The sequence below is a fragment of the Streptomyces sp. H27-H1 genome (genome assembly GCF_026627445.1).
Lineage (GTDB): Bacteria > Actinomycetota > Actinomycetes > Streptomycetales > Streptomycetaceae > Streptomyces.
In genome coordinates, this window is the sequence record NZ_JAPNLJ010000002.1 from 306688 (window position 1) to 329812 (window position 23125).

A 23125-nucleotide genomic window follows, 5' to 3' on the forward strand; every position below is an offset into this window, starting at 1 on the left:
GCGGCCGGGGAGCGAGGGGCCGGGTAAGGGGATCCCCCCGTTCCCATCCGTTGCCTCGCCAGGTATCTTGCATCGCATGGAACCAGGTGACTCGACCAAGCAGGCCCGGGCAGCCGCCCAGCTGCGCAAGGGCGTCCTGGAGTACTGCGTGCTCGCCCTGATGCGGGACCGCCCCCGCTACGGCGTGGAACTCCTCCACGCCCTCGAGGAGTCCGGCGCCCTGGCCACCAGCCAGGGCACGGTCTACCCGCTGCTCTCCCGGCTCCGCCGCGACGACCTGGTCACCACCACCTGGCAGGAGTCCACCTCGGGACCGCCCCGTCGCTACTACGCGCTCACCGACAGCGGCCGGGCCGCGCTCGAGGAGTTCACCCGCGTCTGGCCCGGCTTCCGCAACGCCGTCGACGCCTTCCTGACCACCCCCAACCCCGCCACCGGAGACCTCGTATGAAGACCTCTGCCGACCCCGTACGCGACTACCTCTCCGCCGTCGAGCGCGAGGGCTCCGCGCTCCCCGCCGACCGTCGCCAGGAACTCCTCGCCGATCTCGCCGAACACATCGAGGTGGCGCGCGCGGAACGCCCCGACACCGCGATAGGCAAGATCCTCGCGGAGCTGGGCGACCCCCGCACGATCGCGGCAACGGCCCTGGCCGAGGCAGGAATCGGGGCCGCTACCGGGGCCGGCGGGGCCCCGGGCTGGGACGGGCCCGCCGGCGCCCCGGCGTGGAACGGGCCCGCCGGACCCCCGGCCTGGAGCGACGCCGGCGCACCCGCCCGGCGCGGCAAGGTGCACCCCCTGGTCCCGCTCCTGATGCTCACCCTCTCGCTGGCCTTCATCATGGTCTTCCCCGACGGCCTCGGGCCGCTGGTCGGCGTCCTGTTCCGCATCACCGGCGCGGTACTCCTGTGCACCTCGGTGCACTGGACCGCCATCCAGAAGACCACCGGCGTCCTGGTCACCGCCATCCTGCCGACCGCCGTCATCGGCATCTACAACGAGTCCGGCGGCCCGGCCGGCACCCCGGCCCTGCTCGCCAACCTGGTGACGCTCGCCCTGTTGGCCGGCACGGCGGTATGGCTCTGGCGAGTCCGCCGCTCCTGAGGCCGTTTCCGGTCCGCGGGGCCCGGCACGGGCCGGCCACCGGCCGGCGCTCAGCCCGTCCGCCCGCCGCCCCCGAGATCGGCGGGGTGACAATCCGGCGCCGGGCCGGTAGGCAGGCCGTCATGGAATCCGATACGCACCCCACCGACCCGCTCCCGCTCGACGGGATCACCGTCGTCGCCGTGGAGCAGGCCGTCTCCGCACCCTTCGCCACCCGTCAGCTCGCCGACCTCGGCGCCCGGGTGATCAAGGTCGAGCGGCCCGACGGCGGCGACTTCGCACGCGGCTACGACACCGCCGCGCACGGTCTCGCCTCGCATTTCGTGTGGGCCAACCGGGGGAAGGAGTCGATCGCGCTCGACCTCAAGGACCCGCGCGGCCGGGAGGTCCTGCACGGACTGCTCGACGGGGCCGACGTGTTCGTGCAGAACCTCGCCCAGGGGGCCGCCGCCCGGCTCGGGTTCGACTCGGCCGCGCTGTGCGCCCGGTACCCCAGGCTGGTGGCCGTGGACGTCTCGGGCTACGGACCCGAAGGCCCGTACGCCCACAAGCGCGCCTACGACATGCTCGTCCAGTGCGAGGCCGGCCTCGTCTCGGTGACCGGCACCCCGGAGCGGCCGGTCAAGGCGGGGATTCCGGCGGCGGACATCGCGGCCGCCATGTACGCCTTCTCCGGCGTGCTCGCGGCCCTGCTTCGGCGCGGGATCACCGGGCGCGGCGGCAGGGTGGAGGTGTCGATGCTGGACGCGCTCGCCGAGTGGATGGGGCATCCGCTGCACCACACCATGCACGGCGGGGAGCAGCCGGTGCGCACCGGTCTCGCACACGCCGTGATCGCGCCCTACGACGCCTACGAGACGGCGGACGGGGACCGGGTACTACTGTCGGTGCAGAACGACCGCGAATGGCGACGACTGGCCGAACAGGTGCTGGAGCAGCCGGAGTTGGCTGATGATCCGGGGTACGCGACGAACGCCGCACGCACCGCGAACCGGGAGAAGACCGACGCGGTGGTCGCCGGCGCGCTGGGCCGGCTCGGCGCGGACGCGGCGATCGAGCGGCTGGAGGCGGCGGGCATCGCCTGCGCGCGACTGAACTCAGTGGCGCAGCTCGCGGCACACCCGCAGCTCGAGGCCCGGGACCGCTGGCGGGAGGTGGGCTCACCCGCGGGCCCGCTGCGGGCCCTGCTGCCGCCGATCGGGCTGCCCGGCGGCGCGGCACCGCACATGGGTGCGGTGCCCGCGCTCGGCGAACACACCGAAATCCTGCTGCACGCCCTGGGGATGACGGGCGAACAGATCACGACATTGCGCCGGGATGGAGTGGTTAGCTGACTGGGCAGGGTCGACCGGGCCGGGAACGAAGCGGTGGCGCTACGGGAACGGCCGGACCGGAAGGGACGCTGACAGACCGGGACCGCTACGAACGGCGGCTGCCGAAGAGGGTCCGCCGCAGCCTCCGCAGCGGCGCGAAGAGCGATACTCGCGCACTGCGGCTCCGCAGCCGGTGCGTGTGATCGCGCGAGGTGAGCTCGCGCATGAGCAGCGTCGCCTCGGCGGTCTCGCGGTGCGGAAGGGCGGGACCGCCCAGCACAGCGAGATGGCGGTCGAGGCGCGAACTGGTCGCACCGCTCCCACACGTGATGGCAGGCACGCGAGGCGGCCTGCTGCGCATTGCTATCTGTTCCATGTCTCTCCCCACCCGTACGAGGGCACCCGGCCCACCGGGCAGAGTAACCCTACCGCCCCCGCGTCGCGCACGGGTATCCCGGTGGTGTGAATTGCCCGTGTGGCGAGCGGGAGTTGACGATTACTCAGCGGAGTCGCTCGTCACTCTCCGCGAAATCCGTTGGGGCTCCTGGGCACTTGGAGTCGCACCTGGGGTGACCCCTCGACTCCTGTCGCGACCGGAGTCACACCGCACACTCTGCGCTAACTTGGAGTGATCGCCTGGTAACGCTCTTGGGGGCGCTCGTGAATGAGGCTTTCGGTGACTGAGTCCGCGTCGAACGGGGACGGCGACGGCGAGCGGGTCATCGCCGGACGCTACCGCCTGCTGGGCCCGCTCGGCCGCGGCGGGATGGGAATGGTGTGGCAGGCCCGGGACGAGGTCCTGGGGCGCGAGGTCGCCGTCAAGGAAGTGCGCGCCCCGGCCGGGATGGACGAGGCCGAGGTGACCCGGATGTACCGGCGCCTGGAGCGGGAGGCCTGGGCCGCGGCCCGCGTCTCGCACCGGGGCGTGGTCACCGTCTACGACGTGGCCACCGAGGACGGCCGGCCCTGGATCGTGATGGAGATCGTACGAGGGCTCTCGCTCGCGGACGTCCTGGAGGGCGAAGGCACGCTCACCCCGCAGCGGACCGCGCACATCGGCGAGCAGGTACTGGCCGCGCTGCGCTCCGCGCACGAGGCGGGGGTGCTGCACCGGGACGTCAAACCGGGCAACGTGCTGATCGCCAACGACGGCCGGGTGGTGCTCGGCGACTTCGGGATCGCGAGCCTGGAGGGCTCAACCTCCATCACCATGACGGGCGAGGTGGTCGGCTCCCCCGAATTCCTGCCCCCGGAGCGGGCGTTGGGGCACGAACCGGGTCCCGGGTCGGACCTGTGGGCGCTCGGGGTGATGCTGTACCTGGCCGTGGAGGGGGTCTCGCCGTTCCGCAGGGAGTCCCCGGTGGGCACACTGCGGGCGGTGGTGGAGGAGGAGTTCCCGCCGCCGCTGCGGGCCGGGCCGCTGGCGCCCGTACTGGTGGGGCTGCTGGTCAAAGACCCGGAGGAGCGGCTGCCCGCGGACGAGGCGGCCCGGATGCTGCGCATCGTCGGCGCGGGCGGAACCGTACGGGCCTCCGGCGGGCCGGTGTCGGGTTCCGCTTCGGGTCCGGTGCCCGGGGCGGACGGCCCGGCCTCCGTGGCGCAGCACCGGTACGGCCACCCCACCCCGCCACTGTCGGCGCCCGCCCCCGGGCCGGGGCGGACACCTCCCCCGGAGTCCGGGCGGAACGGCGCCGGGCTGGTCCTGACCGGCGGGATCGTGGTGCTGCTCGTGGTGGTGGCGCTGCTGGGGTGGCTGTTGCTGAAGGACCGCGGGACGGGCGGGGACGGTGGAGACGGCGCGACGGCCACCCCGACCGCCACACAGGGCGTTTCGCAGTCCCCGTCCCCCTCACCGAGCGCATCCCCCTCACCCTCGCCGACCCCCTCGCCTTCTCCTTCGGCCACGCCGCCGCCGGCCATCACCGTGTCCGCCGTCGAGGCCGTTCGGGACTCCTACCGAGGGGCCTGTCCGGCGTCCGCCGCCGAGGCACCCGCCTTCACGGCCACCCTCGCGGTGGACCGCACCCCGGCGGTGGTCGAGTACCGGTGGGCCACGCGTACCGGGGAGACCTCCGGCCCCGGCTGGCGGACCCTCGCGTACCCGGCGGGCGGGCCGCTCAGCGTGCGGCTGGACCACACGGAGCTGACGCACCGTCCGGACGCGGTCTTCGAGGACGCGGTGCGGCTGGAGGTCCGCGCACCGGCGCAGACGGCTTCCGCCTGGAGGGAGTTCTCGGTGACGTGCGAGGAGGAGACCCCGACGGGCGGGGTCTCCTCCCCCGGCACTCCCGGACCGAGCGGCTCCCCGTCACCGGAGCCGGGTCCGACCGGCAGCCCCTGAGCGCCGCCGGCACGCGGGTACCGCCGGTACCCGCGTGCCGTGGTCCCGTGTCAGGCCGCGCCGGTGAAGACGGGCAGGTAGCCGCCGGACTGTCCGGCGGCGGTCGGGTGGTAGGACTCGCCGATGTTCAGCCAGTTGAGGCTGTGCAGCCACTCGCTGCCGGAGCAGATCTCGTGCCCGGTGAAGGCGCCGGCGACGGAGGCGAAGGCGAAGCCGTGGTCGGCGGCGCGTTTGGCGATGGCGGCGTTGAGGTAGTCGGAGGCTCCGTTGATGGCCGTGCGCTCGCCTTCGGACAGTCCGGCCACGCAGTTGCCGTTCAGCTTGTAGAAGCGGGGATAGCCGATGACGACCACGCGGGCGCCCGGGGACCGGCTGTGGATGGCGTTGTAGACCTGGTCGAGCTGGCCGGGGAGGGTGGAGTCGACGTACGCCTTGGCCTGGTTGACCCGGCTGACGCAGGTGGATTCGGACTGGAGCACGCAGGTGGTCATGACGTCGGAGAATCCGGCGTCGTTGCCGCCGATGGTGATGCTGACCAGGTCGGTGCCGGAGTTCAGCGGTGCGAGCTGGCCGCTCATCACATCACCCGTACGAGCGCCCGAGCAGGCGGCGAAGGAGAACGTCTGCGGGGAGTGCGCGGCGGCCCAGAGGGCCGGGTAGGCGCGGGGGGTGCGCTTGCAGTTGCCGCTGGCGCTGTCGTAGTTGCCGGCGCCGACGCCGGAGGAGTAGGAGTCGCCGAGGGCGACGTAGCCGAAGTCGGCGGCGGCGGTTGCCTGACCGGCTCCGAACAGGGCGGCGCCGACGGCGAGTAACAGGGCAGAGGCCGAGGCGGCGAGACGAGGCATTCTCATGCTCATGTGTGCGGCTCCTTGTGGGGGGTTACTCCGGAGTTACTCCTGAGTCCGTGATACAAGGAGCAGAGGCCTTCTGGAAGTGTTCATGTCAAGAATGTTCGGGGTAGGGATACGGTCCGAATCTTCACCCGCATGGCGTTTGAAGAGGGAATCCCGCCACTCGATCCGGCGAAACACGGGTGCATGAGGGCAGTTCGTGCCGGATCATGGGCGCCATGCCAGCCAACCCTCAAGACGCACTGCCGATCCGGCTCAACGTCGACGACAGCGACTCCCCCTCGGACGTCGTCGACGCGCTGTTCCTCGGCCGCTTCGCGTCCGGCGAGCAGCCCCATTCGCACAGCGTGTCGATCGACCGGGTCAAGCACGGCGCGACCCTGCTGCCGTCCGGGGCAACCGTGTTGCGCTCCGCCCGCGACAGCGACCGCAGCGCGATGCTCGCCGAGGGCGAGGGGTGGACCCTGCTCGTCTCCCGCTGGAGCCGTGGCGCGGACGTCACGGTGACGGCGGTCAGCGAGGAACTCGCCGCCGGCGTGCTCGGCGAAGCCACGGAGGGTGCGCAGGACGAGCCCGAACCGCAGCCCGAGAACGTCTCGATGGGGTTCTGGTACGTCTCCCCGCGCCGCGGCCCGTACCGCACGACCCGGCAGATCGCGGCCGGCACGTGGGAGGAGGTGCGGCCCAACTACACGGCTCCGGTGGCCGGGGCGATGGACCGGCTGATGAAGGTCACCCCGGACGACATCGCCGGCCGGCTGCTCCTGCTCCACGGCCCTCCGGGCACCGGGAAGACCTCGGCCCTGCGCACGCTCGCCCGGTCCTGGCGGGACTGGTGCCAGGTGGACTGCGTACTGGACCCGGAGCGGCTGTTCAACGACATCGGCTACCTGATGGACATCGCGATCGGCGAGGACGAGGGCACGGCCAAGAGCCGCTGGCGGCTGCTGCTACTCGAGGACTGCGACGAACTGATCCGCGGCGAGGCCCGGCACACAGCCGGGCAAGCGTTGTCACGGCTGCTGAACCTCACGGACGGCCTGCTCGGGCAGGGCCGCAACGTCCTGGTGGGCGTCACGACCAACGAGGACCTGGAGCGGCTCCACCCGGCGGTGGTCCGGCCGGGGCGCTGCCTCGCGCGCATCGAGATCGGCCGGCTGACGCACCGTGAGTCGGTGGACTGGCTCGGCACCGACGAGGGCATCTCCCGCGAGGGCGCGACGCTGGCGGAGCTCTACGCCCTGCGCCGCGGCGCGTCGGGCCCCGCCGCCCTGCTGCCGCCGCAGGGCCACGACTCCGAGGCCGGGATGTACCTGTAGGAGCGGCGCGGCCCGCGGGTCCCGCCGCACGGGGCGCGCACCGGTCCGGCGTGCACGGCGACGACAATGGGGGCGCGGCCGAAGGCCCCCACCGGCCGTGCGCACCCCCGGGGGACCCACGAACAGGAGAACGCACCGTGCTCGAACCGGCGCAGGAGAACCCCTTCCCCGACAGCCACGTCCTCGGCGAAGGCCCCGAGCCGCACCCGCAGCTCCAGCCCGTGCTCGGCCTCATCGGGCGCTGTCACGGCCGGGGCAGCGGCGAGTACCCGACCCTGGAGCACGGGTTCCGCTACGAGCAGGAGATCACCTTCAGCCACGACGGCCGGCCCTTCCTGCGCTACGAGTCCCGCGCGTGGCTGATCGACGGCTCCGGAACGGCCCTGCGCCCCGCGGGGCGCGAATCCGGCTGGTGGCGGATCCTCCCGGACGCCTCGGTGGAGGTCACACTCGCCCACCCGACGGGCATCGTCGAGACGTACGTCGGCCAGGTCTCCGGTACGGAGATCGACATGGCCACCGACACGGTGGGGCTGACCCCGCGCGCCAAAGAGGTCACCGGCATGCGGCGCCGGTACGCGCTCCAGGACGGCGGGCTGACGATCGTGCAGGAGATGGCCGCGGTGGGCCAGCCCATGCAGCACCACCTCCAGGCCCGGCTGTTCCCGCGCAAGGACTGACCGGCGGGGCACTGACCGGCGGGGCACCGGCCGACGGGGCACCGGCCGGCGCGGCGGAGGACCAGGCGCGGCGGAGCCGACCGGGCACAGCTGAACTCCGACCGGGCACGGCGGGCTGCACCGGCCCGCGGAGCCGGATCCGGCCCCGGGGTCAGTCCGCGTACCGCGCGCGCAGGGCGTCCAGCGCCGCCGCGGTCGCCTCCTCGAAGGTCAGGCCCAGCCGCCGCGCCCGCTCCGCGTAGGCCTGCGCGGCGGTGGCCGCCTCCCGGGCGGGTCCGTCGCCCTCCGCCGCCACGAAGCTGCCCGCCCGGCCGCGCGTCTCGATCACGCCGTCGGACTCAAGCGCCCGGTAGGCCTTGGCGACCGTGTTCGCCGCCAGTCCCAGATCCTCCGCGAGCCCACGGACCGTCGGCAGCTTGAACCCGGCGGGCAGCCGGCCCGCCCGCGCCCCTTCGGCGATCTGGGCGCGCAGCTGCTCGTACGGGGCGACGGCGCCCGCCGCGCCGTCGATGCGGATCTTCAGGTGCGGAGAAGTCGAGGTCACGCGGCCGATTGTCCCCCATCCGGTGGGAAATTCGCAGGCGCTCGCCCCCCTGCCGCCCATACCGTCGCGCAGGTGACAACAACCATCCGGGATCTGCGCCCGAACGACCCGGCCGACACCGAGTCCGTCGTACGGGTGCGCCGCGCATCCCTCCCCTTCATGATCAGCACCGCCCGCGGGGTGGCCTTCGAGGTGACCTCCGCCCACCCCGACAAGCGCTACCGCCTCCTCGTCGCCGAGAACGGCGACGGCCTGGTCATCGGCACCGCCCAGGTCGGCATCACCTACGACAGCCCCGAACCCGGCCAGGGGTTCGTCAACGCCTACGTCGACCCCGCCCACCGCGGCCACGGCGCCGGAACCGCACTGCTGGGCGCCGCCGAGGAGCATCTGGGAACCGAGCGCGCGAAGGACTCGTACGCCTGGGTCCTCGACGAGCCGCCGCATCGCGCCTTCGCCGAGCGGCAGGGCTACCGCGCCTCGCGCTCCGCGCACTTCCTGCGCCTCGACCTCACCACGGCCGGCCTGCCCGCCGCCCCCGGGAACCTGCCGGCCGGAGCCGAGCTGTGCTCCGGCGCGGAGTTCGCCGCCGACCCGCGGGCGCTCTTCGAGGCCGACGCGGCGGTGAGCCTCGACGAACCGGGCGACGTACCGCGGGACTTCGACGACTACGAGGACTGGCTGCGGCACACCTGGAACAACCCGTACCTCGACCTGGACCTCACCACCGTGGCCCTGGTCGACGGCACGGTGGCCGCCTTCACGGCCGCCCACACGGACGGAGCCACCCGCTACTCCTCCGCGATGACCGGCACCCTGCGCGGGTTCCGCGGCCTGGGACTGGCCCGGGCCGCCAAGATCGACTCGCTGCTGCGGGCCCGTGCGGCGGGCTACACGGAGGCATTCACCGGCAACGACACCGGCAACGCCCCGATGCTCGCCGTCAACACCCGGCTCGGGTACGAGATCTGCGCGACCGAGACCCACTTCACCAAGCGGCTGCCCACATCGGACAATTGACCGAAACCAAGAGAACCGGAGACACCCCGATGACCGACCGGCCGACCGACCAGCTGACCGTCACCCTCACCAAAGCGGGCCGTACGAAGATCCGTTACCCGGCCGAGCTGGTGGCCGACACCGGCACCCGGATCACCGTACGGGCCCCCTGGTCCGCCCCCGGGGTACGGGACTTCGGGTTCGTCCGCTTCGAGCCGGGCGACGTGTTCACCGAGCACTTCTGGCGCGACCGGTGGTACGCGGTCAAGGAGGTCCGGAACGGCGAGGGCGTCCTCAAGGGCTGGTACTGCGACGTCACCCGCCCGGCGTCGGTGGAGGACGGGGTGATCCTGATCGAGGACCTCGACCTCGACCTGTGGGTGTCGGCCGACGGAAGCTCCGTACTGCGGCTCGACGAGGACGAGTTCGCCGAGAGCGGGCTCGCCGACACCGATCCGGAGGCGGCCGCCCAGGCGGTACGGGCCCTCGACACCCTCGACACCCAGGCCCGCTCGGCCGCCGGCCTGTCCGCACTGCTGGCCTGACGCACCGGGGCCCGGCCCGCCCGGGCGCCCTGCGGCGCCCTGCGGCGCCCTGTGGCTCCCTGTGGCTCCCTGTGGCACACGACCGGAGGAGTGCGGGTGTCGACCGAACGGCAGCCCATGGATCTTGACGCCTACGTGGACCGTGCGCGACACGGCCCGTGCTTCGTCTGCGCGTTCTTGCGCGGGCACCCGGACTATCGGCACGAGGTGGTCTTCGAGGACGAGGATCACGTGGCGTTCCTCGACAGGTGGCCGACCCTGCCCGGGAAGGTCCTCGTCGCACCGAAGGCGCACATCGAGCACGTCGTCCGCGACCTGGACGAGGCGGCGTACACCCGGCTCATGCTGGTCGTGCGCGAGATCGCCCTGGCCGTCGAGGCCGTCTGCGGTTCCGAGCGGACGTACCTGTACTCCCTGGGGAGCCAACAGGGCAACGCGCATCTGCACTGGCACGTCGCCGGCCTGCCGCCCCGCACCGCCTATCAGCAGCAGCAGTTCCACGCGCTGATGACCGAGAACGGCGTGGTGTCCGTGCCCCCGGAGGAAGCAGCCGACACGGCCGCACGCCTTCGCGAGGCCGTTACCACCCGGGGAATCCTCCGCGGACAGGCCTGACCCCGCGGCGGCAGGGCTCCGCGAGGCCGCTTCCTGAGCCCCCTCTTAGACCGTCCTTAACTGCGTCCTAAGGATCGGCTTCCGGGCTCCGAACCCGGTGGAACGCGGGGTTCGGGCGGCTAGTTTGGCGGGGCCAGGGAGGGCCGGAGGCGGCGCCGCGGACCCGTGAGGGGGCGGCGCCGCACAGCCTCGGCCTTCCGGTGCACCCACCACTCGCGCTGCCATTGCCGTGCCCAGAGGAGATCCACCATGCCCGCACGCCGTACCGCCGCCCGCATCGCCGCCGGTCTCGCCCCGCTCGCCGTGGTCGCGTACGCCGCGGTTCCCGCGGCCGCCCACGGTTCGATGACGGACCCGGTCAGCCGGGTCGCGGCGTGCTACGCGGAGGGACCGGAATCCCCGAAGTCGGCGGCCTGCAAGGCGGCGGTCACGGCGAGCGGTGCGCAGGCGTTCTACGACTGGAACGCGGTGAACATCGCCAACGCGGCCGGACAGAGCAAGTCGCTGATCCCCGACGGACAGCTGTGCTCGGCGGGCAACGACAAGTACAAGGGACTGGACCTGGCGCGCGCCGACTGGCCGGCGAGCCCGCTGGCCTCGGGCGCGCACACCTTCCGCTACAAGGGGACCGCCCCGCACAAGGGCTCCTTCGAGCTGTACGTGACGAAGGACGGCTACGACCCGTCGAAGCCCCTGAAGTGGTCCGACCTGGAACCGGCGCCCTTCGTGAAGGTCACCGACCCGGGGATGCGGAACGGCGACTACGTCTTCTCCGGCACCGTCCCGAACAAGACCGGCCGGCACCTGATCTACAGCGTCTGGCAGCGCTCCGACAGCCCGGAGGCCTTCTACAGCTGCTCGGACGTGGTCTTCGGGAAGGACAATGGCGGGAGCGGTACGGGTGGCGGCGGGGGCACGCCCAGCACGCAGCCCAGTGCGAAGCCGACCTCGAAGCCCGGTACGAGGCCCAGCTCGCGGCCGAGCTCGAAGCCGGGTCACAGGCCCTCGGAGGAGCCCGCGCAGCGCCCTTCGGCCCCCACCGACCAGCAGATCTCCGAAGGGGCCGGCAAGTCCACGGTGGAGCATCACGGGCACGGGGACAACGACCCCAAGACGAACGGCGGCGCCTCCCCGTCCCCGATCCCCTCGCAGGGCGGGAGGGACCTCGCGGAGACCGGCGGGAGCAGCACCACCCCGGCGATCGCGATGGCCGGGGCCGGTGTGCTGGCCGTCGGCGCGGCCGTGCTGTTCGGGCTGGCCCGCCGCCGTGCGAACCCGGGCCGCCACGGCCGCTGACCGGCCGACCGGCCGACCGGCCGACCGGCTGCCACCGACCGGCTGCCAACGACCGAGGACGGGCGGCCCGCCGGACGGGCCGCCCGTCGCCGTCAGTCGAAGACCGACGCGCAAGTGGTCCGTTCGGCGTGCGCCGGGTCGAGGGCGTTGACTGCCTCGTGCCAGGCGATCCGGTCGGTGAGTCCGATGGCCACGTGCTCCGAGAGGTCCACCGCGCACAGGTCCTGGAGCAGCACGTTGCGGACGTTCGGCCCGTCGAGGAACTGGCTCCGGTACGGGGTCACCACCTCGTCGTACCGGGTGGCGATCACCGTGTAGTTGACCCCGGGGACGGTGTCCCCGCCCGCGTTCAGCTTGTTCTGGAAGGGCGATCCGGCGATCTGGTCGGCGAGCCCCGGGGTGGCGGCGCTGATCAGGTCCTCGGCTCCGGGGAAGTACGGCAGGAGCCGGGTCAGCCCGAGGAGGGTCGTCCCGTGGTTGTCGGGGGCGAGCCCGACCAGGGCGTTGACCTTGGCGGCGCCGCCGAGGAACTTCAGGTAGTAGTTCGGCATCATGCCGCCCTGGGAGTGGCCGACGATGTCCGTCTCGGCCGTCCCGGTGGAAGCGAGGACCCTGTCCACGAAGGTGGCTAGCTGCCCGGCCGACTTGTCAATGGGGCCGAGGCCGTTGAAGAGGGGGACACCGGGCAGTTGCCCGTAGTCGAGGGAGTAGACGCAGTAGCCCCGGTGGACGAGGTACGGCGCGAAGCCGAGCCAGTTGTCCACGGAGTTCCCGAAGGTTCCGTGGACCAGGACGACGGGCCGGGGGTGGGCGGCGGAGGGTTTGCAGGACCAGTTGTTCCAGCCGCTGCTCGGCGCCGAGGCGGCCTGGGCCGCTCCGGTGGGGGCGACGAGCGCGGCGGCGGTCAGGGTGAGGACGGCAAGCGGGCGGAGCAGGCGTCTCCAGGGCAGCATCGTGTGATCTCCTTGCGGGTCAAGGGGAGTAACGAGGGATGGCGCGGGAAGTACGTGGGGGTGCATCCCGTGATCCGGATCACAAGGGGGTGCTGCAGCCGCTAAATTACGGGCGGGTAGCAAAACTGGGAAGTTACGCGTCGGTAAAAAATGTGCGGGCTGCCCACCTGGCCGTCATCCGTTCGGCCCTCCCCTGCTGCGCACGCCGCCCGGTAGGCCGAGCGTGTGAGACATGACCCAGCCCACCCACACAGACCCAGGGCAGTCCGGCGGGTTCCTCGCCGAGATCAAGGACGCCGTCACCACCCGGGCCGCTCTGCTGGTCCTGGGCGTACTGGCGCTCCAGCTCGCCTTCATCACCTCGTACGTCGGGGCCTTCCATCACCCCAAGCCCCGCGAGATCCCGATCGCCGTCACCGCGCCCGCCGCGCCGGTCGCCGAGCAGACCGCGAAGCAGCTCGACGCACTGCCCGGCACACCGCTCGACCCCCGCGCCGTTCAGGACGAGGCGGAGGCGCTGCGGCAGATCCAGAACCGGGACGTGGACGGCGCGCTGATCATCGACCCGGCCGGCAAGACCGACAAGCTGCTGGTCGCGAGCGGCGCCGGGGCCTCGCTGGCCCAGGCCGTCGAGGAGGTCGTCGGCCTCGTCGAGAAGACCCAGGGCCGTACGGTCCGTGTCGTGGACGTGGCCCCGGCCGCCGCCGGCGACGGGCGCGGCCTGAGCTCGTTCTACCTGGTCGTGGGCTGGTGCGTGGGCGGCTACCTGTGCGCCGCGATCCTCGCGATCAGCGCCGGCGCCCGCCCCGCCAACTCCGCCCGCGCCGTCATCCGGCTCGGCGCGCTGGCGGTGTACGCCATCGCGGCCGGACTGCTCGGCGCGGTCATCGCGGGCCCCGTCCTCGGCGCGCTGCCCGGCAGCGTCATGGCTCTGTGGGGGCTCGGCGCCCTGGTCGTCTTCGCCGTCGGCGCGATCACCCTGGCCTTCCAGGGCCTGGCGGGCGTGGTGGGCATCGGCCTGGCGATCCTGCTGGTGGTGGTACTCGGCAACCCGAGCGCCGGCGGCGCCTATCCGTACCCGCTGCTGCCGCCGTTCTGGAAGGACATCGGCCCCTGGCTGCCGCCGGGCGCGGGCACGTACGCCGCGCGCTCGATCGCGTACTTCAAGGGCAATGACATCACCGGTCCGCTGCTGGTCCTGAGCGGCTGGGCGGTACTCGGCTCGGCCGTCACCCTGGCGTGCGCCGCATCGCGCAGGGGCCGGACCGGGGCGGCGGTGGGCAGCGGGCTCCCCGACGGACCCGAGGGCCCGGACCTCGCCGACTCGGCCGCGAAGGCGGCCGGCCGATGAACAATCCCATCGTCCGCAACCGCCAGGGACCCGCCGAACAGGCCGTCTCCGTCAAGCGGATGGAGCCCAGCGCGCAGGCGCAGCTGGGCGCCCTCGGCCTCACCGGCTTCATCGTCGTCACCACCATCGCCACCGGTATCGACGCGGGCATCTTCCCCGAGAAGCTCGGCCACTCCGTGCTGCCGCTGGTCGGGTTCTTCATCGGCGGGCTCGCCCAGCTCCTGGCCGGCCTCTTCCAGGCGCAGCGCGGCGACACCTGGCACGCCACGGTCTTCGGCGGGTTCGGGCTGTTCTGGATGGCGAAGGCCTGCCTGCTCCAGTGGGTGCTGCCGGCCACCGATCCGGCGCTGCGCGGGGATGTGAGCGGGCTGTTCACGCTGCCGTGGGTGTTCGTGGTGTTCGTCCTGTGGATCGGCAGCTGGCGGATCCACCTGGTGCTGCTGTCCACTTTCACGTGCGTGCTGGTGGTCTTCGTCGCCATGACCGTGAGCGGGTTCACCGGTTCCGTGATCTGGAACCGGATCACGGGCTGGAGCGGGCTGCTGGCCGCTCTCGGCGCCACCTATCTGCTCGCCGGGCAGATCATGGCGAGCACCTGGGGCCGGCAGGTGCTCCCGATGGGCCGCTTCCTGGCACCCGAGGAGCACCCCGAGGCATGACGGGAACGCCGAGCGCTGGACGACGGGGCCGGGGCGCCAAGACCGGGCCGCCGACGTGGACCGGACCGACGTGGACCGGACCGACCTGGACCGGGCCGGAGTGGAGCGGACCGGCGTGGAGCGGACCGGCGTGGATCGGGCAGGCGTGATCACGACGCTCGCGGTCGAGAACTACCGCTCCCTGCGCAAGCTGATCGTCCCGCTCGGCCGGCTCACGGTGGTGACGGGCGCCTGGGGGTCCCCCCGGACGGAGTCTGGGGGATGGCACCGGCAAGTCCAGCCTGTACCGGTCGCTGCGGCTGCTGGCCGACTCCGCGCGGGGCGGCGCCGTCGCGGCGCTGGCCCGGGAGGGCGGACTGCCCTCCACCCTGTGGGCGGGCCCCGAGACGACCGGGCGGGCGGTGCGGGAGGGGCGGTACGCCGTCCAGGCGACCGTTCGCTCCGAACCGGTCAGCCTGCGGCTCGGCTTCGCCGGGGACGAGTTCGGGTACGCGGTGGACTTCGGCCATCCCGTGCCGGTCCACGGCTCGCTCTTCGCCCTGGACCCCGAGATCAAGCGGGAGTGCACCTGGGCGGGTCCCGTCCTGCGCCCGGCCGCGCTGCTCTCGGACCGCGCGGGCCCGGCCGTGCGCACCCGGACCGCGGACGGCGGCTGGCACCGCACCCAGGGCGCCCTGCGGCCGTACGACTCCATGCTCAGCGAGCTCGCGGACCCGCAGCTCGCCCCCGACCTGCTCGCCCTGCGCGAGCTGATCCGCTCCTGGCGGTTCTACGACCACGTCCGAACGGACGCCGAGGCGCCGGCCCGCACCCCGCGCGTGGGGACCCGTACGCCGGTACTCGCCGCAGACGGCTCCGACCTGCCCGCAGCCCTCCAGACGATCCGGGAGACCGGCGACGACGCGGCGCTCGACGCGGCCGTCGAGGCGGCCTTCCCCGGCAGCCGCGTGGCGGTCGCGGAACGGGACGGCCGCTTCGAGCTGGAGCTGCACCAGCACGGGCTGCTACGTCCGCTGGGCGCGGCGGAGCTCTCCGACGGGACCCTGCGCTACCTGCTGTGGACGGCCGCCCTGCTGACCCCGCGCCCGCCCGCCCTGATGGTGCTCAACGAGCCGGAGACCAGCCTCCACCCCGATCTGCTGGCCCCTCTCGCCGACCTGATCCTGACGGTGGCCCAGGACACCCAGACGGTGGTGGTCACGCACGCCGCCCCGCTGGCGGACGCCCTGGCCGCGGGCGTCCGCCGGCACCGGGTGGACCTGCAGACGATCACCCTGGTCAAGGACTTCGGCCAGACCGAGGTCGCGGGCCGCGAGGGCCCGCTGGACGAACCCCTCTGGTACTGGCCCAAGGGCTAGTCCGGCCTTCCGGCCCGGACCGGGCACAGCACTAGCCGATCTCCACCACGCGCGCCCAGTCGGGCGGCGCGTCCGGTACGTAATGGCCCTCGTCCTCGTCCCAGGACCCGGCCGACCGCCGCTCCCGGGGGAACAGCCCCACCACCGTCCGGCACGGCGGCCGTGTGCTCGGCCAGGGCGTCTGTCCGTCCGTCAGAACCACGATGACGTCCGGCCGGGCCCCCGACCGCAGCGCCGTGGCGAAGCCCGTGCGCAGATCCGTACCCCCGCCGCCGATCAGGACGATTCCTTCGGCCTGGCACAGCGGCTGCGCGATCCGCGCCGACGCGTCGCAGGGGACCACGGTGACCAGGTCCCGACGGCCGCCCACGGCGCGGGAGATCGCGGCGACCTCGAGCAACGCGCTGCCCAGTTCGCCGTCGCTCACCGATCCGGAGGTGTCGATGACCACGCAGACCCGGGGCGGCCTGCGCCGCAGGCTCGGCAGGACGGCTCCGGGCACCCCCGCCGAGCGCCGCGACGGCCGGCTGTAGGTGTAGTCGTCGCCGGCGCCCGAGCCGGAGGTCGCCGAGCGGACCGCCGCGCCCAGCAACTCCCGCCATGGCTGCGGCGGGTGGAACGCCTCCTGCGCCCACCGCTTCCACCCGCTCGGGGCGTTTCCCGGGCGGCCGGTGAGGCCCTGCGCCACCCGGAACCGGACCGCGTCGCGTTCCTGCTCGCTGAGCCCGTGCGCGCCGTCCTCTCCGAGGTCCCAGTCCCGTTCCAGCCCGTCGGCGCCGCTGCCGCAGTCCAGCCAGGCCATGTGCTGGGTGTGCGGCCCGAGCCCGAACCGGCGGAGGTAGTCCTCCATGAGCTGCCCTTCCGGCAGCCCCACGGCCGCCGGCTGGACGGCGTGCTCGGGCCGGACCAGCCCGTCGCCGAACACGTCGTCGTTGATCTCGAAGTCCGCCGCGATGTTGATCCGCAGCCGCTCCCCCGGACCGTGGAGCCCGCGTTCGCGCGCGACCCGGTCGCCGCGCCCGTGGTGGTCGCGCAGCAGGTGGGACACCTCGTGCACCCAGACCGCGGCCAGTTCCTCCTCGGACGTACGCTCCACGAACCCCGGCGAGACGTAGCACCGCCAGTGCCGGTCGACGGCCATCGTCGGCACCCGCCGCGACTCCACGACGTACAGGGCGAACAGTGCGGTGGCCAGGTAGGGCCGTACGCGTACGGCGAGCAGCCGGGCGGCGAAGAGCTTGTCGAGGTCCAGGGCGCCCGTGGCCTTCGGTGTCACCGCCGTCACAGCCGTCACAGCCGTCATCGGCCCGCCTCGACGGGTACGCGGGACCGGGCGGCCGCCCGGTCGGCGCGCCGGGACAGGGCCACCGCTCCGGCGAGCCGCTCGATCGAGGCGGGCACGTCCCAGTCCTCGCGGCGCAGCGCGGCGAGCGTGCTCGCGGGGACGACGACCAGGTCCGGGGCCCCGGTGTCGAGCGCCCGGACCAGGAGCGACCAGGCCGCGTCCCAGCGGGACTTCTCGGGCCGTCCCCGGACCGCCTCCACCACGCCCTCGAGTACGGCCTGGCGCAGATCACCCCGCTCGGGCAGGACGGCTCCTGCCGGATCGGCGAGCAGTGCCTCGGGATCCGGCAGGTCCATCCGGTCCAGGCTCGCCAGCAGCTCCAGTCCCGGTCCGTCCCCCACCGTGCCCCTGACCAGCAGGGAGAGCACGTCCCGGGAAGAGCCGGCGGCTGTCGCGAAGGCGATCAGGCGCAGGGTCATTTCCCAGCTCCTGGGGGACGGCCAGGGTCCGCCCCGGCGGGTTTCGCCGGAGGGCAACTGGTGGACGAGTTTGGGGCGGGCGGCGAGCAGCCCGCACACGGCCCGGCGGGCGAAGTCCACGGCCTGCGGCAGCCGTTCGGGGTCGAGCCGGGGCAGGGTCGCCCGGGGCCAGGTGCCGCCGAGGCCGCGTACCACGACCTCGTGGTCGTGCGTCCACTCCAGGTGCACGAACCGGTTGGCCAGCGGCGGACTCAGCTCCCAGCCGTCGGCCGCCGAGGACCTCGGGTTGGCGGCGGCCACGATCCGGACCTCGGGCGGCAGTCGCAGGGCGCCGATCCGCCGCTCGAGTACGAGGCGCAGCAGCGCGGCTTGGACGGCGGGCGGGGCGGTGGACAGTTCGTCCAGGAACAGCAGCCCCCGGCCGGCCCGCACCAAGCGCACGGCCCAGTCCGGCGGGGCCATCGGAACGCCCTGCTCCGCGGGGTCGTCTCCGACGATGGGCAGCCCCGAGAAGTCGGACGGCTCGTGCACGCTGGCGATCACGGTGGTCAGCGGAAGGTCCAGGGATTCGGCGAGCTGTGTCAGGGCCGCGGTCTTGCCGATCCCGGGCTCGCCCCACAGGAGGACGGGCAGATCGGCGGCCACGGCCAGGGTCAGGGCCTCCAGCTGCTTGTCGGGGCGCAGTTCGGTGGTCGTATCGCGCAGCAGGCCCAACAGATGTCCCGCGACGTCGAGTTGGGTGGTATCGGCCTCGGGAGAGGAAGTGGAGATGGGAGCAAGTGGCGTACAAGCGGGCATGTTTGATCACCTTGGGGGTTCGTCATGGGCAGAACGGGGGCGTGGAACAGGGGGCAGAGCGGGCAGGCGGAGGTCCGGGTCAGCGACCGGTCGTGTGCCGCGGGTGCGAGCGATGTCCCTTGGGGCGGCGCGGACCGGCCTCGACGCGACCGGGCCCCGGTCCGACCAGGCCGGCCCTGAACAGCCCGTAGGTGATCCGCCGGAGCGCGGCCGCCTGCAGTTCGTCCCGCAGGGGGCCGGCGCGCAGCAGTGCGCCGGGGCCCAAGAGTCCCTCTACGACTGCCAGCGCACCGGCGGTGTCGCCGTGGTCCAGGCGTTCGCGGACGCCGGACAGCGAGTCCGGGCGACGGTGCGCCTCGTCGATGGCCCGCAGGCAGGGAAGCGGTGTGCCGCTGAGCGCGACCAGCAGCTCCTCCCGGCGGATCTCGGCCGGGTCGTGGTCCAGCGGGGCCAGCGCCCCGTCGACCATGCCGATCCGGTGCCGGGCCCCCCGGCACTCCACGAGGCGCGGCTCCGCCGGCCGGCCGCCACCCCCGGCAGGCCCGGCCGGCGACCAGTCCGGTACGAGGGCCCGGGCGACGAGCGGGTGCAGCCGATCGGCCTCGATCGCACCGGTGCGGAGCAGTTCGAGGTCGGGCAGCGTCCAGGTCGCCGCGTCGGGCAGGACCAGCGGCGGGGAAACCCCCGCGTCCGTGGCCGCCGGTGCGATCCGGAGCGCGGGCGACCGGGCACCGGCCCCGTCCCCGGCCCCATCCCCGTTCGCATCCGCGATCAGGTCCAGGTCCAGCCGGTGCCCGGCCCCGAGCCGCACGGCGACCGTCCCGGTGGACCGGCCCTGGGCACCGAGCACGATCGCCACCTCGGCCGCCCACCGGTCGATGGCGCAGCGGACTCCCGGCGGCAGCGCCTGCACCAGGTCCGGATCCGGGCACGGATCCACGTCGGGCTCCAGGAACGGGCGGTCGCCGCGGGCCGGCCGGTCGGCGCCGGATCTGAACCGCAGGTCGCCGCTCCTGCGCGCGTCCCACAGGTGGCGGTGCAGGTCGAGGCGGTACCGCGGGTGGGGATGGGGATGCGGGTGCCGGAGGGCGCCGGGCTCGGAACGGGAACCGTCCCACAGCGCGAGGCCGATCCGCTGACCGGCGTCCGCCCAGGCCGGTGGCGTGCGGGCCACGAGGTGCACCGGCGGTCCGCCGCCGGGCCCTGCGGGCTCGTACCGGGCCAGCGCGAGGGTCAGCCCCGGGCGCAGCAGTCCGTCGGGGGCGATCCTCGGCATGTGCCAGCGCAGGAGGTCGGGAGCCAGGTGGCGGAGGTCCGCCCGGATGCGGGTGGCGAGTTCACGGCCTCGCGTACGCGCCACGAAACGCAGGTTGAAATCGACGTCGACGCCTGCGGCGGCGCACGCCCCCGCCCAGTCCCCGGCGTGTCGCCGGGCGGTCGCGGTCTCGATCATGGAGGGCGGCACGGCGAACTCGCGCACGCGCAGCCAGAGGGAAAGGCGGGAATCCCCGTTCACGGTCCGAGTGAGCATCAGCGCTCACCTTGCGTGGACGGGACCCCCATTCTGTGAATGCAAGAAGTCGTCATCGAGGCGAGGTTAACGCCCCTCCCCACGGCCTGCCAGGCATTTTCCGCCCCGCCGGCGGACAGCGGCGACTGCCCTCCGTCCACCGCCGCGGACCGGCTCCGGTCAGCGTCGAGATCGCCTACACACCGACCAACAGCTCCTGGCTCAACCGGATCGAAGCCCAGTTCACCGCCCTACGCCACTTCACCCTCGACGGCACCGATCACACCGACCACGAGAAACAGGGCAGCATGATTCGCCGCTACATCATCCGGCGAATCCGCCACGCCGACGACCAGGGCCTCCGCAAGGTCGTGGCCAGGGCGAACGTCGCCTGAATCCGACCGCGTCGGCGTTCACGGGTGTCGGCCAGGCCGTAACTCTTCCGGCATCAGGATGCCCTGGCCTGACCGGCCAGCCACTGCTTCACTTCATGCCAGGCGGCCTGCTCTGCCGTCTCGGTGCCCCACCACCATGTGAAAGGCGAGTTGTCGGACGTCAGCTCCTCCCGCCACCAGCCAAGGCTCTCAGCCAGGTGACGGCGGCCTACAGGGCCCGTCTCCGCCTCCCAGCGGGCAAGCCACGGGGTGACCGCGGAACTTGCGGTCACGCAGCTCTCGAACACGGCACACGCCGCAATGGGCGGCGACTTCGTCCGCAGGGTCTGCGTCCACCACGCGTCCAGGAATCCGGCCACTGCCCCAGCCTGCTCGCGGGGCCACCGTGACCAGCCTGCCGCGGCCAGTCCACGGGCCATGAGATCGGACTCATCCTCGCCCTCGGCGAGCGCCACGACGAGCTGCGGCAGAACCCGACGGATGATCGCGGGCTGGTCGTCCCAGTGGAAAGGATCTTTCTGTGCGACCCGGCGGACAAGGTCCGCCGGAAGCGGAGCGCCGGGAGTCCGCAGCAGCTCGACCTCGCCCTCATCGAAGCACCGGCCGCAGCCGACCTCGCCCGCTTGGGCCGTCATGCCGGCGAAGGTCTTCGCGACCCTCGTCGTCGCAGCGGCAAGAGCACTGTCTTCTGGAGAAGCCACCATGTATCCCGTCAAGACTCCAGCAGGCTGACCCAGCCGAAGAGCGCGACGCTACCAGGCCAGAACTCAGCCATCAGAACAGGGCGAACGTTGCCTGACGTGGCACTCGCCAGCTCCTGTTCCGCCGCGCAATGGCCCTTACCCGCTTGAGCCGTTCAGCCACACCTGGAGTCCACCGTCCATGGTCGCGTTACACGCGGCGGCCCGGACGGCCGGCCAGAGCCAGTCCGCCGGGTCCGCGGCCCGCGGAAGCGGCCGCCCTGCCCGGCTTCGGCGTCGCACACGCGGAAGCCGGGCCGCCCGCCCGGGGACGGGGGCACGCGCACAGCGCGCGCCCATACGGCCCCGGGAGATCCGCGCCGAAGGCGCCGCCGGGCTACGAGGCCCGGTGGACGACGTCCCCGGCGACCACGACCACCTGCGCCACCGTCCCCGGGATCCGGTCCGGGGCCACCGCGAGGATGTCCCGGGACAGGATCACGAAGTCGGCCGCCTTGCCGACGGTGAGGGAACCGCGCTCGTCTTCGAGGAAGTTGGCGTAGGCGGAGCCCATCGTGTAGCCGTACACGGCCGTGCGCGCGTCCACCGTCTCCTGCTCCTGCCACGGCTCGCCGCCACCCAGGGGGCGCCGGGTCATCGCCGTGTAGATGCCGATCATCGGGTCCATCTCGGCGACGTTCCAGTCGCTGGAGAAGGCCAGTACCGCCCCCGCCTCGGCGAGGCTGCGCATGGGCCACGCCTTGTGCCAGCGGCCCTCCCCCACGTTCTCCGCCCAGTCCTGGCCCGGGCCGGCGATCTCCGGCGCGCAGTGCCGGGGCTGCATGCAGGCCACCACCCCGAGCTGCTCGAAGCGCGGTACGTCCTCGGGGTCCAAACATTCCACGTGCACCACCTGGTGCCGGGCGTCGCGCGGCCCGTTCACCGCCCGCGCGTGCTCGACGGCGTCGAGGACGGTACGGATGCCCCGGTCGCCGGTGGCGTGGACGAAGCACTGGAATCCGCGTGCGTCCAGCCGGGCGAGGAGCTCCGCGAACTCCTCCGCCGGGTAGAAGGTGTCGCCCCGGTGGGAGCCGCAGCCGGTGTAGGGCTCGAGCAGTGCGGCCGTGCGCGGCTCCACCACGTCGTCGATGTAGAGCTTGAGGGGGCCGACCCGGAACCGGTCTCCCGAGTGCACCCGGGCCGCCGCCTCGAAGTGGTCGAGGTCCTCCTCGGTCGTACCGCGCGGGTGGAACAGTGCGGCGACGATCCGGGAGCGCAGCCGGCCCTCGGCGCGTGCCCGGTCGTAGAGTTCGAGGTCGTCCAGGGAGTTCTGCGGTTCCACGACCGTGGTGATGCCGAAGCGGATCGCATCGTCGAGGCTCTGGGCGAGGCGCCCGTACTGCCGGTCCGGGGAGGCCCACGGCACGCCCAGGTCGCGCAGGGCCCGGTGGCCGTCGCGGGACAGCCCCTTGATGGCGAAGTCCTTGACGAATCCGGTGGGTTCACCGGTCTCGGGGTCCACCGCGGCCGTGCCGAAGGGGAGGTCGGTACGGTCCTTCGCGACTCCGAGGCGGCGCATCGCCGCCGTGTTCAGCCAGGCCGTGTGGACGTCGTAGGAGAGCACGATCGCGGGGGTGTCCCCGGTGACCGGGTCCAGGTCGGCGGCGGTGGGCATGCGCCCGCCGGGGATCGCGGAGTAGTCGAAGGCCTCGGCCTCGACCCACTCCGCGTCCGGGTTGGCCTCCCGCCACGCGCCGATCCGGTCGAGGATGGCGTCGAGGGTCCGCACCCCCGCGAGCTGCACGCACGCGTCGTCGGAGCCGAGCCGGACGTGGTTGTGGGCGTCGATGAACCCCGGCAGCACGAGCCGGCCGCCCGCGTCGATCCGCTCGGTGTCCGGGCCCGACCAGTCGGCGGCCTCCGCGTCCGGGCCGACCCAGACGATCCGCCCGTCGCGCACGGCGAGGGCCTCGGCCTCGGGCAGGTCCGGGTCCACGGTGTGGATGCGGGCTCCGGTGAGCAGCAGGTCGGCGGGGGTGGGGTGGGGCAT

Annotated in this window: 22 protein-coding genes and 1 pseudogene; 14 read left to right on the plus strand and 9 right to left on the minus strand. The window is 73.1% G+C overall.

Features of this window, described 5'->3' with window-relative positions; all coding sequences use genetic code 11:
• Window positions 1-76 precede the first annotated feature (76 nt).
• The 3 genes from OTB20_RS03265 (at window position 77) to OTB20_RS03275 (ending at window position 2438) form a co-directional block, all read left to right on the plus strand.
• Entirely contained in the window at window positions 77-451 is a 375-nt protein-coding gene (locus OTB20_RS03265; protein WP_267815020.1) for a PadR family transcriptional regulator, read from the plus strand.
• Entirely contained in the window at window positions 448-1104 is a 657-nt protein-coding gene (locus OTB20_RS03270; protein ID WP_267815021.1) for an HAAS signaling domain-containing protein, read from the plus strand. Before OTB20_RS03265 ends, OTB20_RS03270 begins: the two co-directional genes overlap by 4 nt.
• A gap of 122 nt (window positions 1105-1226) precedes the next feature.
• Window positions 1227-2438: a CaiB/BaiF CoA transferase family protein gene (locus OTB20_RS03275; RefSeq protein WP_267815022.1), complete on the plus strand. Its 1212-nt coding sequence runs from the start codon at window positions 1227-1229 to the stop codon at window positions 2436-2438.
• A gap of 85 nt (window positions 2439-2523) precedes the next feature.
• Here the strand turns inward: OTB20_RS03275 and OTB20_RS03280 are convergent, their stop codons facing one another.
• Window positions 2524-2793 carry a hypothetical protein gene (locus OTB20_RS03280; protein WP_267760327.1) on the minus strand — a complete coding sequence of 90 codons (270 nt, stop codon included), beginning with the start codon at window positions 2791-2793 and terminating at the stop codon, window positions 2524-2526.
• A gap of 288 nt (window positions 2794-3081) precedes the next feature.
• Between OTB20_RS03280 and OTB20_RS03285 the strand changes: the two genes are divergently transcribed.
• Window positions 3082-4758, plus strand: a complete 1677-nt coding sequence (locus tag OTB20_RS03285) for a protein kinase domain-containing protein (protein ID WP_420716310.1) — start codon at window positions 3082-3084, stop codon at window positions 4756-4758.
• Window positions 4759-4808: 50 nt separating this feature from the next.
• On the opposite strand, the gene OTB20_RS03290 is transcribed toward OTB20_RS03285, so the two are convergent.
• A complete protein-coding gene (locus tag OTB20_RS03290; RefSeq protein ID WP_267815107.1) occupies window positions 4809-5609 on the minus strand; it encodes an SGNH/GDSL hydrolase family protein in 801 nt (266 codons plus the stop codon).
• A gap of 218 nt (window positions 5610-5827) precedes the next feature.
• On the opposite strand from OTB20_RS03290, the gene OTB20_RS03295 reads away from it, so the two are divergent.
• Together OTB20_RS03295 and OTB20_RS03300 are read left to right on the plus strand one after the other, a co-directional pair.
• The gene (locus tag OTB20_RS03295; RefSeq protein WP_267815024.1) at window positions 5828-6928 is read left to right on the plus strand and encodes a DUF5925 domain-containing protein; all 1101 of its coding nucleotides are present in this window, start codon (window positions 5828-5830) and stop codon (window positions 6926-6928) included.
• A gap of 137 nt (window positions 6929-7065) precedes the next feature.
• Window positions 7066-7608, plus strand: coding sequence for an FABP family protein (locus tag OTB20_RS03300; RefSeq protein WP_267815025.1), 543 nt, complete (start codon window positions 7066-7068; stop codon window positions 7606-7608).
• Between the two features lie 151 nt (window positions 7609-7759).
• Here the strand turns inward: OTB20_RS03300 and OTB20_RS03305 are convergent, their stop codons facing one another.
• Window positions 7760-8152: a GntR family transcriptional regulator gene (locus tag OTB20_RS03305; protein ID WP_267815027.1), complete on the minus strand. Its 393-nt coding sequence runs from the start codon at window positions 8150-8152 to the stop codon at window positions 7760-7762.
• 72 nt (window positions 8153-8224) lie between these two features.
• Here OTB20_RS03305 and OTB20_RS03310 point away from each other — a divergent pair, with 72 nt between their 5' ends.
• The 4 genes from OTB20_RS03310 to OTB20_RS03325 all read left to right on the plus strand — a co-directional run bounded on the left by OTB20_RS03310 (window position 8225) and on the right by OTB20_RS03325 (window position 11607).
• Complete coding sequence (locus OTB20_RS03310; protein WP_267815029.1) at window positions 8225-9172, plus strand: GNAT family N-acetyltransferase; 948 nt, start codon at window positions 8225-8227, stop codon at window positions 9170-9172.
• A 29-nt stretch (window positions 9173-9201) separates the two neighbouring features.
• Window positions 9202-9696, plus strand: coding sequence for a DUF402 domain-containing protein (locus tag OTB20_RS03315; protein ID WP_267815030.1), 495 nt, complete (start codon window positions 9202-9204; stop codon window positions 9694-9696).
• A gap of 96 nt (window positions 9697-9792) precedes the next feature.
• Entirely contained in the window at window positions 9793-10311 is a 519-nt protein-coding gene (locus OTB20_RS03320) for an HIT family protein (protein WP_267815031.1), read from the plus strand.
• A gap of 249 nt (window positions 10312-10560) precedes the next feature.
• Entirely contained in the window at window positions 10561-11607 is a 1047-nt protein-coding gene (locus OTB20_RS03325) for a lytic polysaccharide monooxygenase (protein ID WP_267815032.1), read from the plus strand.
• A 92-nt stretch (window positions 11608-11699) separates the two neighbouring features.
• Here OTB20_RS03325 and OTB20_RS03330 read toward each other — a convergent pair whose 3' ends face one another.
• The gene (locus OTB20_RS03330; RefSeq protein WP_267815033.1) at window positions 11700-12560 is read right to left on the minus strand and encodes an esterase/lipase family protein; all 861 of its coding nucleotides are present in this window, start codon (window positions 12558-12560) and stop codon (window positions 11700-11702) included.
• A gap of 232 nt (window positions 12561-12792) precedes the next feature.
• Here OTB20_RS03330 and OTB20_RS03335 point away from each other — a divergent pair, with 232 nt between their 5' ends.
• The 3 genes from OTB20_RS03335 (at window position 12793) to OTB20_RS03345 (ending at window position 15928) form a co-directional block, all read left to right on the plus strand.
• Entirely contained in the window at window positions 12793-13911 is a 1119-nt protein-coding gene (locus OTB20_RS03335; protein WP_267815034.1) for a DUF3533 domain-containing protein, read from the plus strand.
• Window positions 13908-14570, plus strand: coding sequence for an acetate uptake transporter (locus OTB20_RS03340; RefSeq protein WP_267815036.1), 663 nt, complete (start codon window positions 13908-13910; stop codon window positions 14568-14570). Before OTB20_RS03335 ends, OTB20_RS03340 begins: the two co-directional genes overlap by 4 nt.
• A gap of 401 nt (window positions 14571-14971) precedes the next feature.
• Window positions 14972-15928: an AAA family ATPase gene (locus OTB20_RS03345; protein WP_267815037.1), complete on the plus strand. Its 957-nt coding sequence runs from the start codon at window positions 14972-14974 to the stop codon at window positions 15926-15928.
• Between the two features lie 31 nt (window positions 15929-15959).
• Here OTB20_RS03345 and OTB20_RS03350 read toward each other — a convergent pair whose 3' ends face one another.
• From OTB20_RS03350 to OTB20_RS03360, 3 genes are all read right to left on the minus strand, one after another.
• Window positions 15960-17231, minus strand: coding sequence for a DUF2201 family putative metallopeptidase (locus OTB20_RS03350; RefSeq protein ID WP_267815038.1), 1272 nt, complete (start codon window positions 17229-17231; stop codon window positions 15960-15962).
• The gene (locus OTB20_RS03355; protein WP_267815039.1) at window positions 17228-18490 is read right to left on the minus strand and encodes an AAA family ATPase; all 1263 of its coding nucleotides are present in this window, start codon (window positions 18488-18490) and stop codon (window positions 17228-17230) included. The genes OTB20_RS03350 and OTB20_RS03355 overlap by 4 nt, the downstream gene beginning before the upstream one ends.
• A gap of 79 nt (window positions 18491-18569) precedes the next feature.
• Complete coding sequence (locus tag OTB20_RS03360; RefSeq protein ID WP_267815040.1) at window positions 18570-20021, minus strand: hypothetical protein; 1452 nt, start codon at window positions 20019-20021, stop codon at window positions 18570-18572.
• 161 nt (window positions 20022-20182) lie between these two features.
• On the opposite strand from OTB20_RS03360, the pseudogene OTB20_RS42385 reads away from it, so the two are divergent.
• A pseudogene (locus OTB20_RS42385) lies at window positions 20183-20395 on the plus strand (IS630 family transposase); the annotation flags it as partial.
• 53 nt (window positions 20396-20448) lie between these two features.
• On the opposite strand, the gene OTB20_RS03370 reads toward OTB20_RS42385, so the two are convergent.
• Window positions 20449-21111, minus strand: a complete 663-nt coding sequence (locus tag OTB20_RS03370; RefSeq protein WP_267815042.1) for a hypothetical protein — start codon at window positions 21109-21111, stop codon at window positions 20449-20451.
• Window positions 21112-21472: 361 nt separating this feature from the next.
• On the minus strand, window positions 21473-23125 hold the full coding sequence (locus OTB20_RS03375) for an amidohydrolase (protein WP_267815043.1): 1653 nt from the start codon (window positions 23123-23125) through the stop codon (window positions 21473-21475).

Bases quoted from the DNA above. Each gene is read 5' to 3' on its own strand.
- OTB20_RS03375 (WP_267815043.1), bottom strand. From the start codon at position 23,125: ATGCCCCACCCCACCCCCGCCGACCTGCTGCTCACCGGAGCCCGCATC.
- OTB20_RS03265 (WP_267815020.1), top strand. From the start codon at position 77: ATGGAACCAGGTGACTCGACCAAGCAGGCCCGGGCAGCCGCCCAGCTG.
- OTB20_RS03350 (WP_267815038.1), bottom strand. From the start codon at position 17,231: ATGACGGCTGTGACGGCTGTGACGGCGGTGACACCGAAGGCCACGGGC.
- OTB20_RS03295 (WP_267815024.1), top strand. From the start codon at position 5,828: ATGCCAGCCAACCCTCAAGACGCACTGCCGATCCGGCTCAACGTCGAC.
- OTB20_RS03290 (WP_267815107.1), bottom strand. From the start codon at position 5,609: ATGAGAATGCCTCGTCTCGCCGCCTCGGCCTCTGCCCTGTTACTCGCC.
- OTB20_RS03340 (WP_267815036.1), top strand. From the start codon at position 13,908: ATGAACAATCCCATCGTCCGCAACCGCCAGGGACCCGCCGAACAGGCC.
- OTB20_RS03315 (WP_267815030.1), top strand. From the start codon at position 9,202: ATGACCGACCGGCCGACCGACCAGCTGACCGTCACCCTCACCAAAGCG.
- OTB20_RS03280 (WP_267760327.1), bottom strand. From the start codon at position 2,793: ATGGAACAGATAGCAATGCGCAGCAGGCCGCCTCGCGTGCCTGCCATC.
- OTB20_RS03330 (WP_267815033.1), bottom strand. From the start codon at position 12,560: ATGCTGCCCTGGAGACGCCTGCTCCGCCCGCTTGCCGTCCTCACCCTG.
- OTB20_RS03335 (WP_267815034.1), top strand. From the start codon at position 12,793: ATGACCCAGCCCACCCACACAGACCCAGGGCAGTCCGGCGGGTTCCTC.
- OTB20_RS03285 (WP_420716310.1), top strand. From the start codon at position 3,082: ATGAGGCTTTCGGTGACTGAGTCCGCGTCGAACGGGGACGGCGACGGC.
- OTB20_RS03270 (WP_267815021.1), top strand. From the start codon at position 448: ATGAAGACCTCTGCCGACCCCGTACGCGACTACCTCTCCGCCGTCGAG.
- OTB20_RS03325 (WP_267815032.1), top strand. From the start codon at position 10,561: ATGCCCGCACGCCGTACCGCCGCCCGCATCGCCGCCGGTCTCGCCCCG.
- OTB20_RS03355 (WP_267815039.1), bottom strand. From the start codon at position 18,490: ATGCCCGCTTGTACGCCACTTGCTCCCATCTCCACTTCCTCTCCCGAG.
- OTB20_RS03275 (WP_267815022.1), top strand. From the start codon at position 1,227: ATGGAATCCGATACGCACCCCACCGACCCGCTCCCGCTCGACGGGATC.
- OTB20_RS03360 (WP_267815040.1), bottom strand. From the start codon at position 20,021: ATGCTCACTCGGACCGTGAACGGGGATTCCCGCCTTTCCCTCTGGCTG.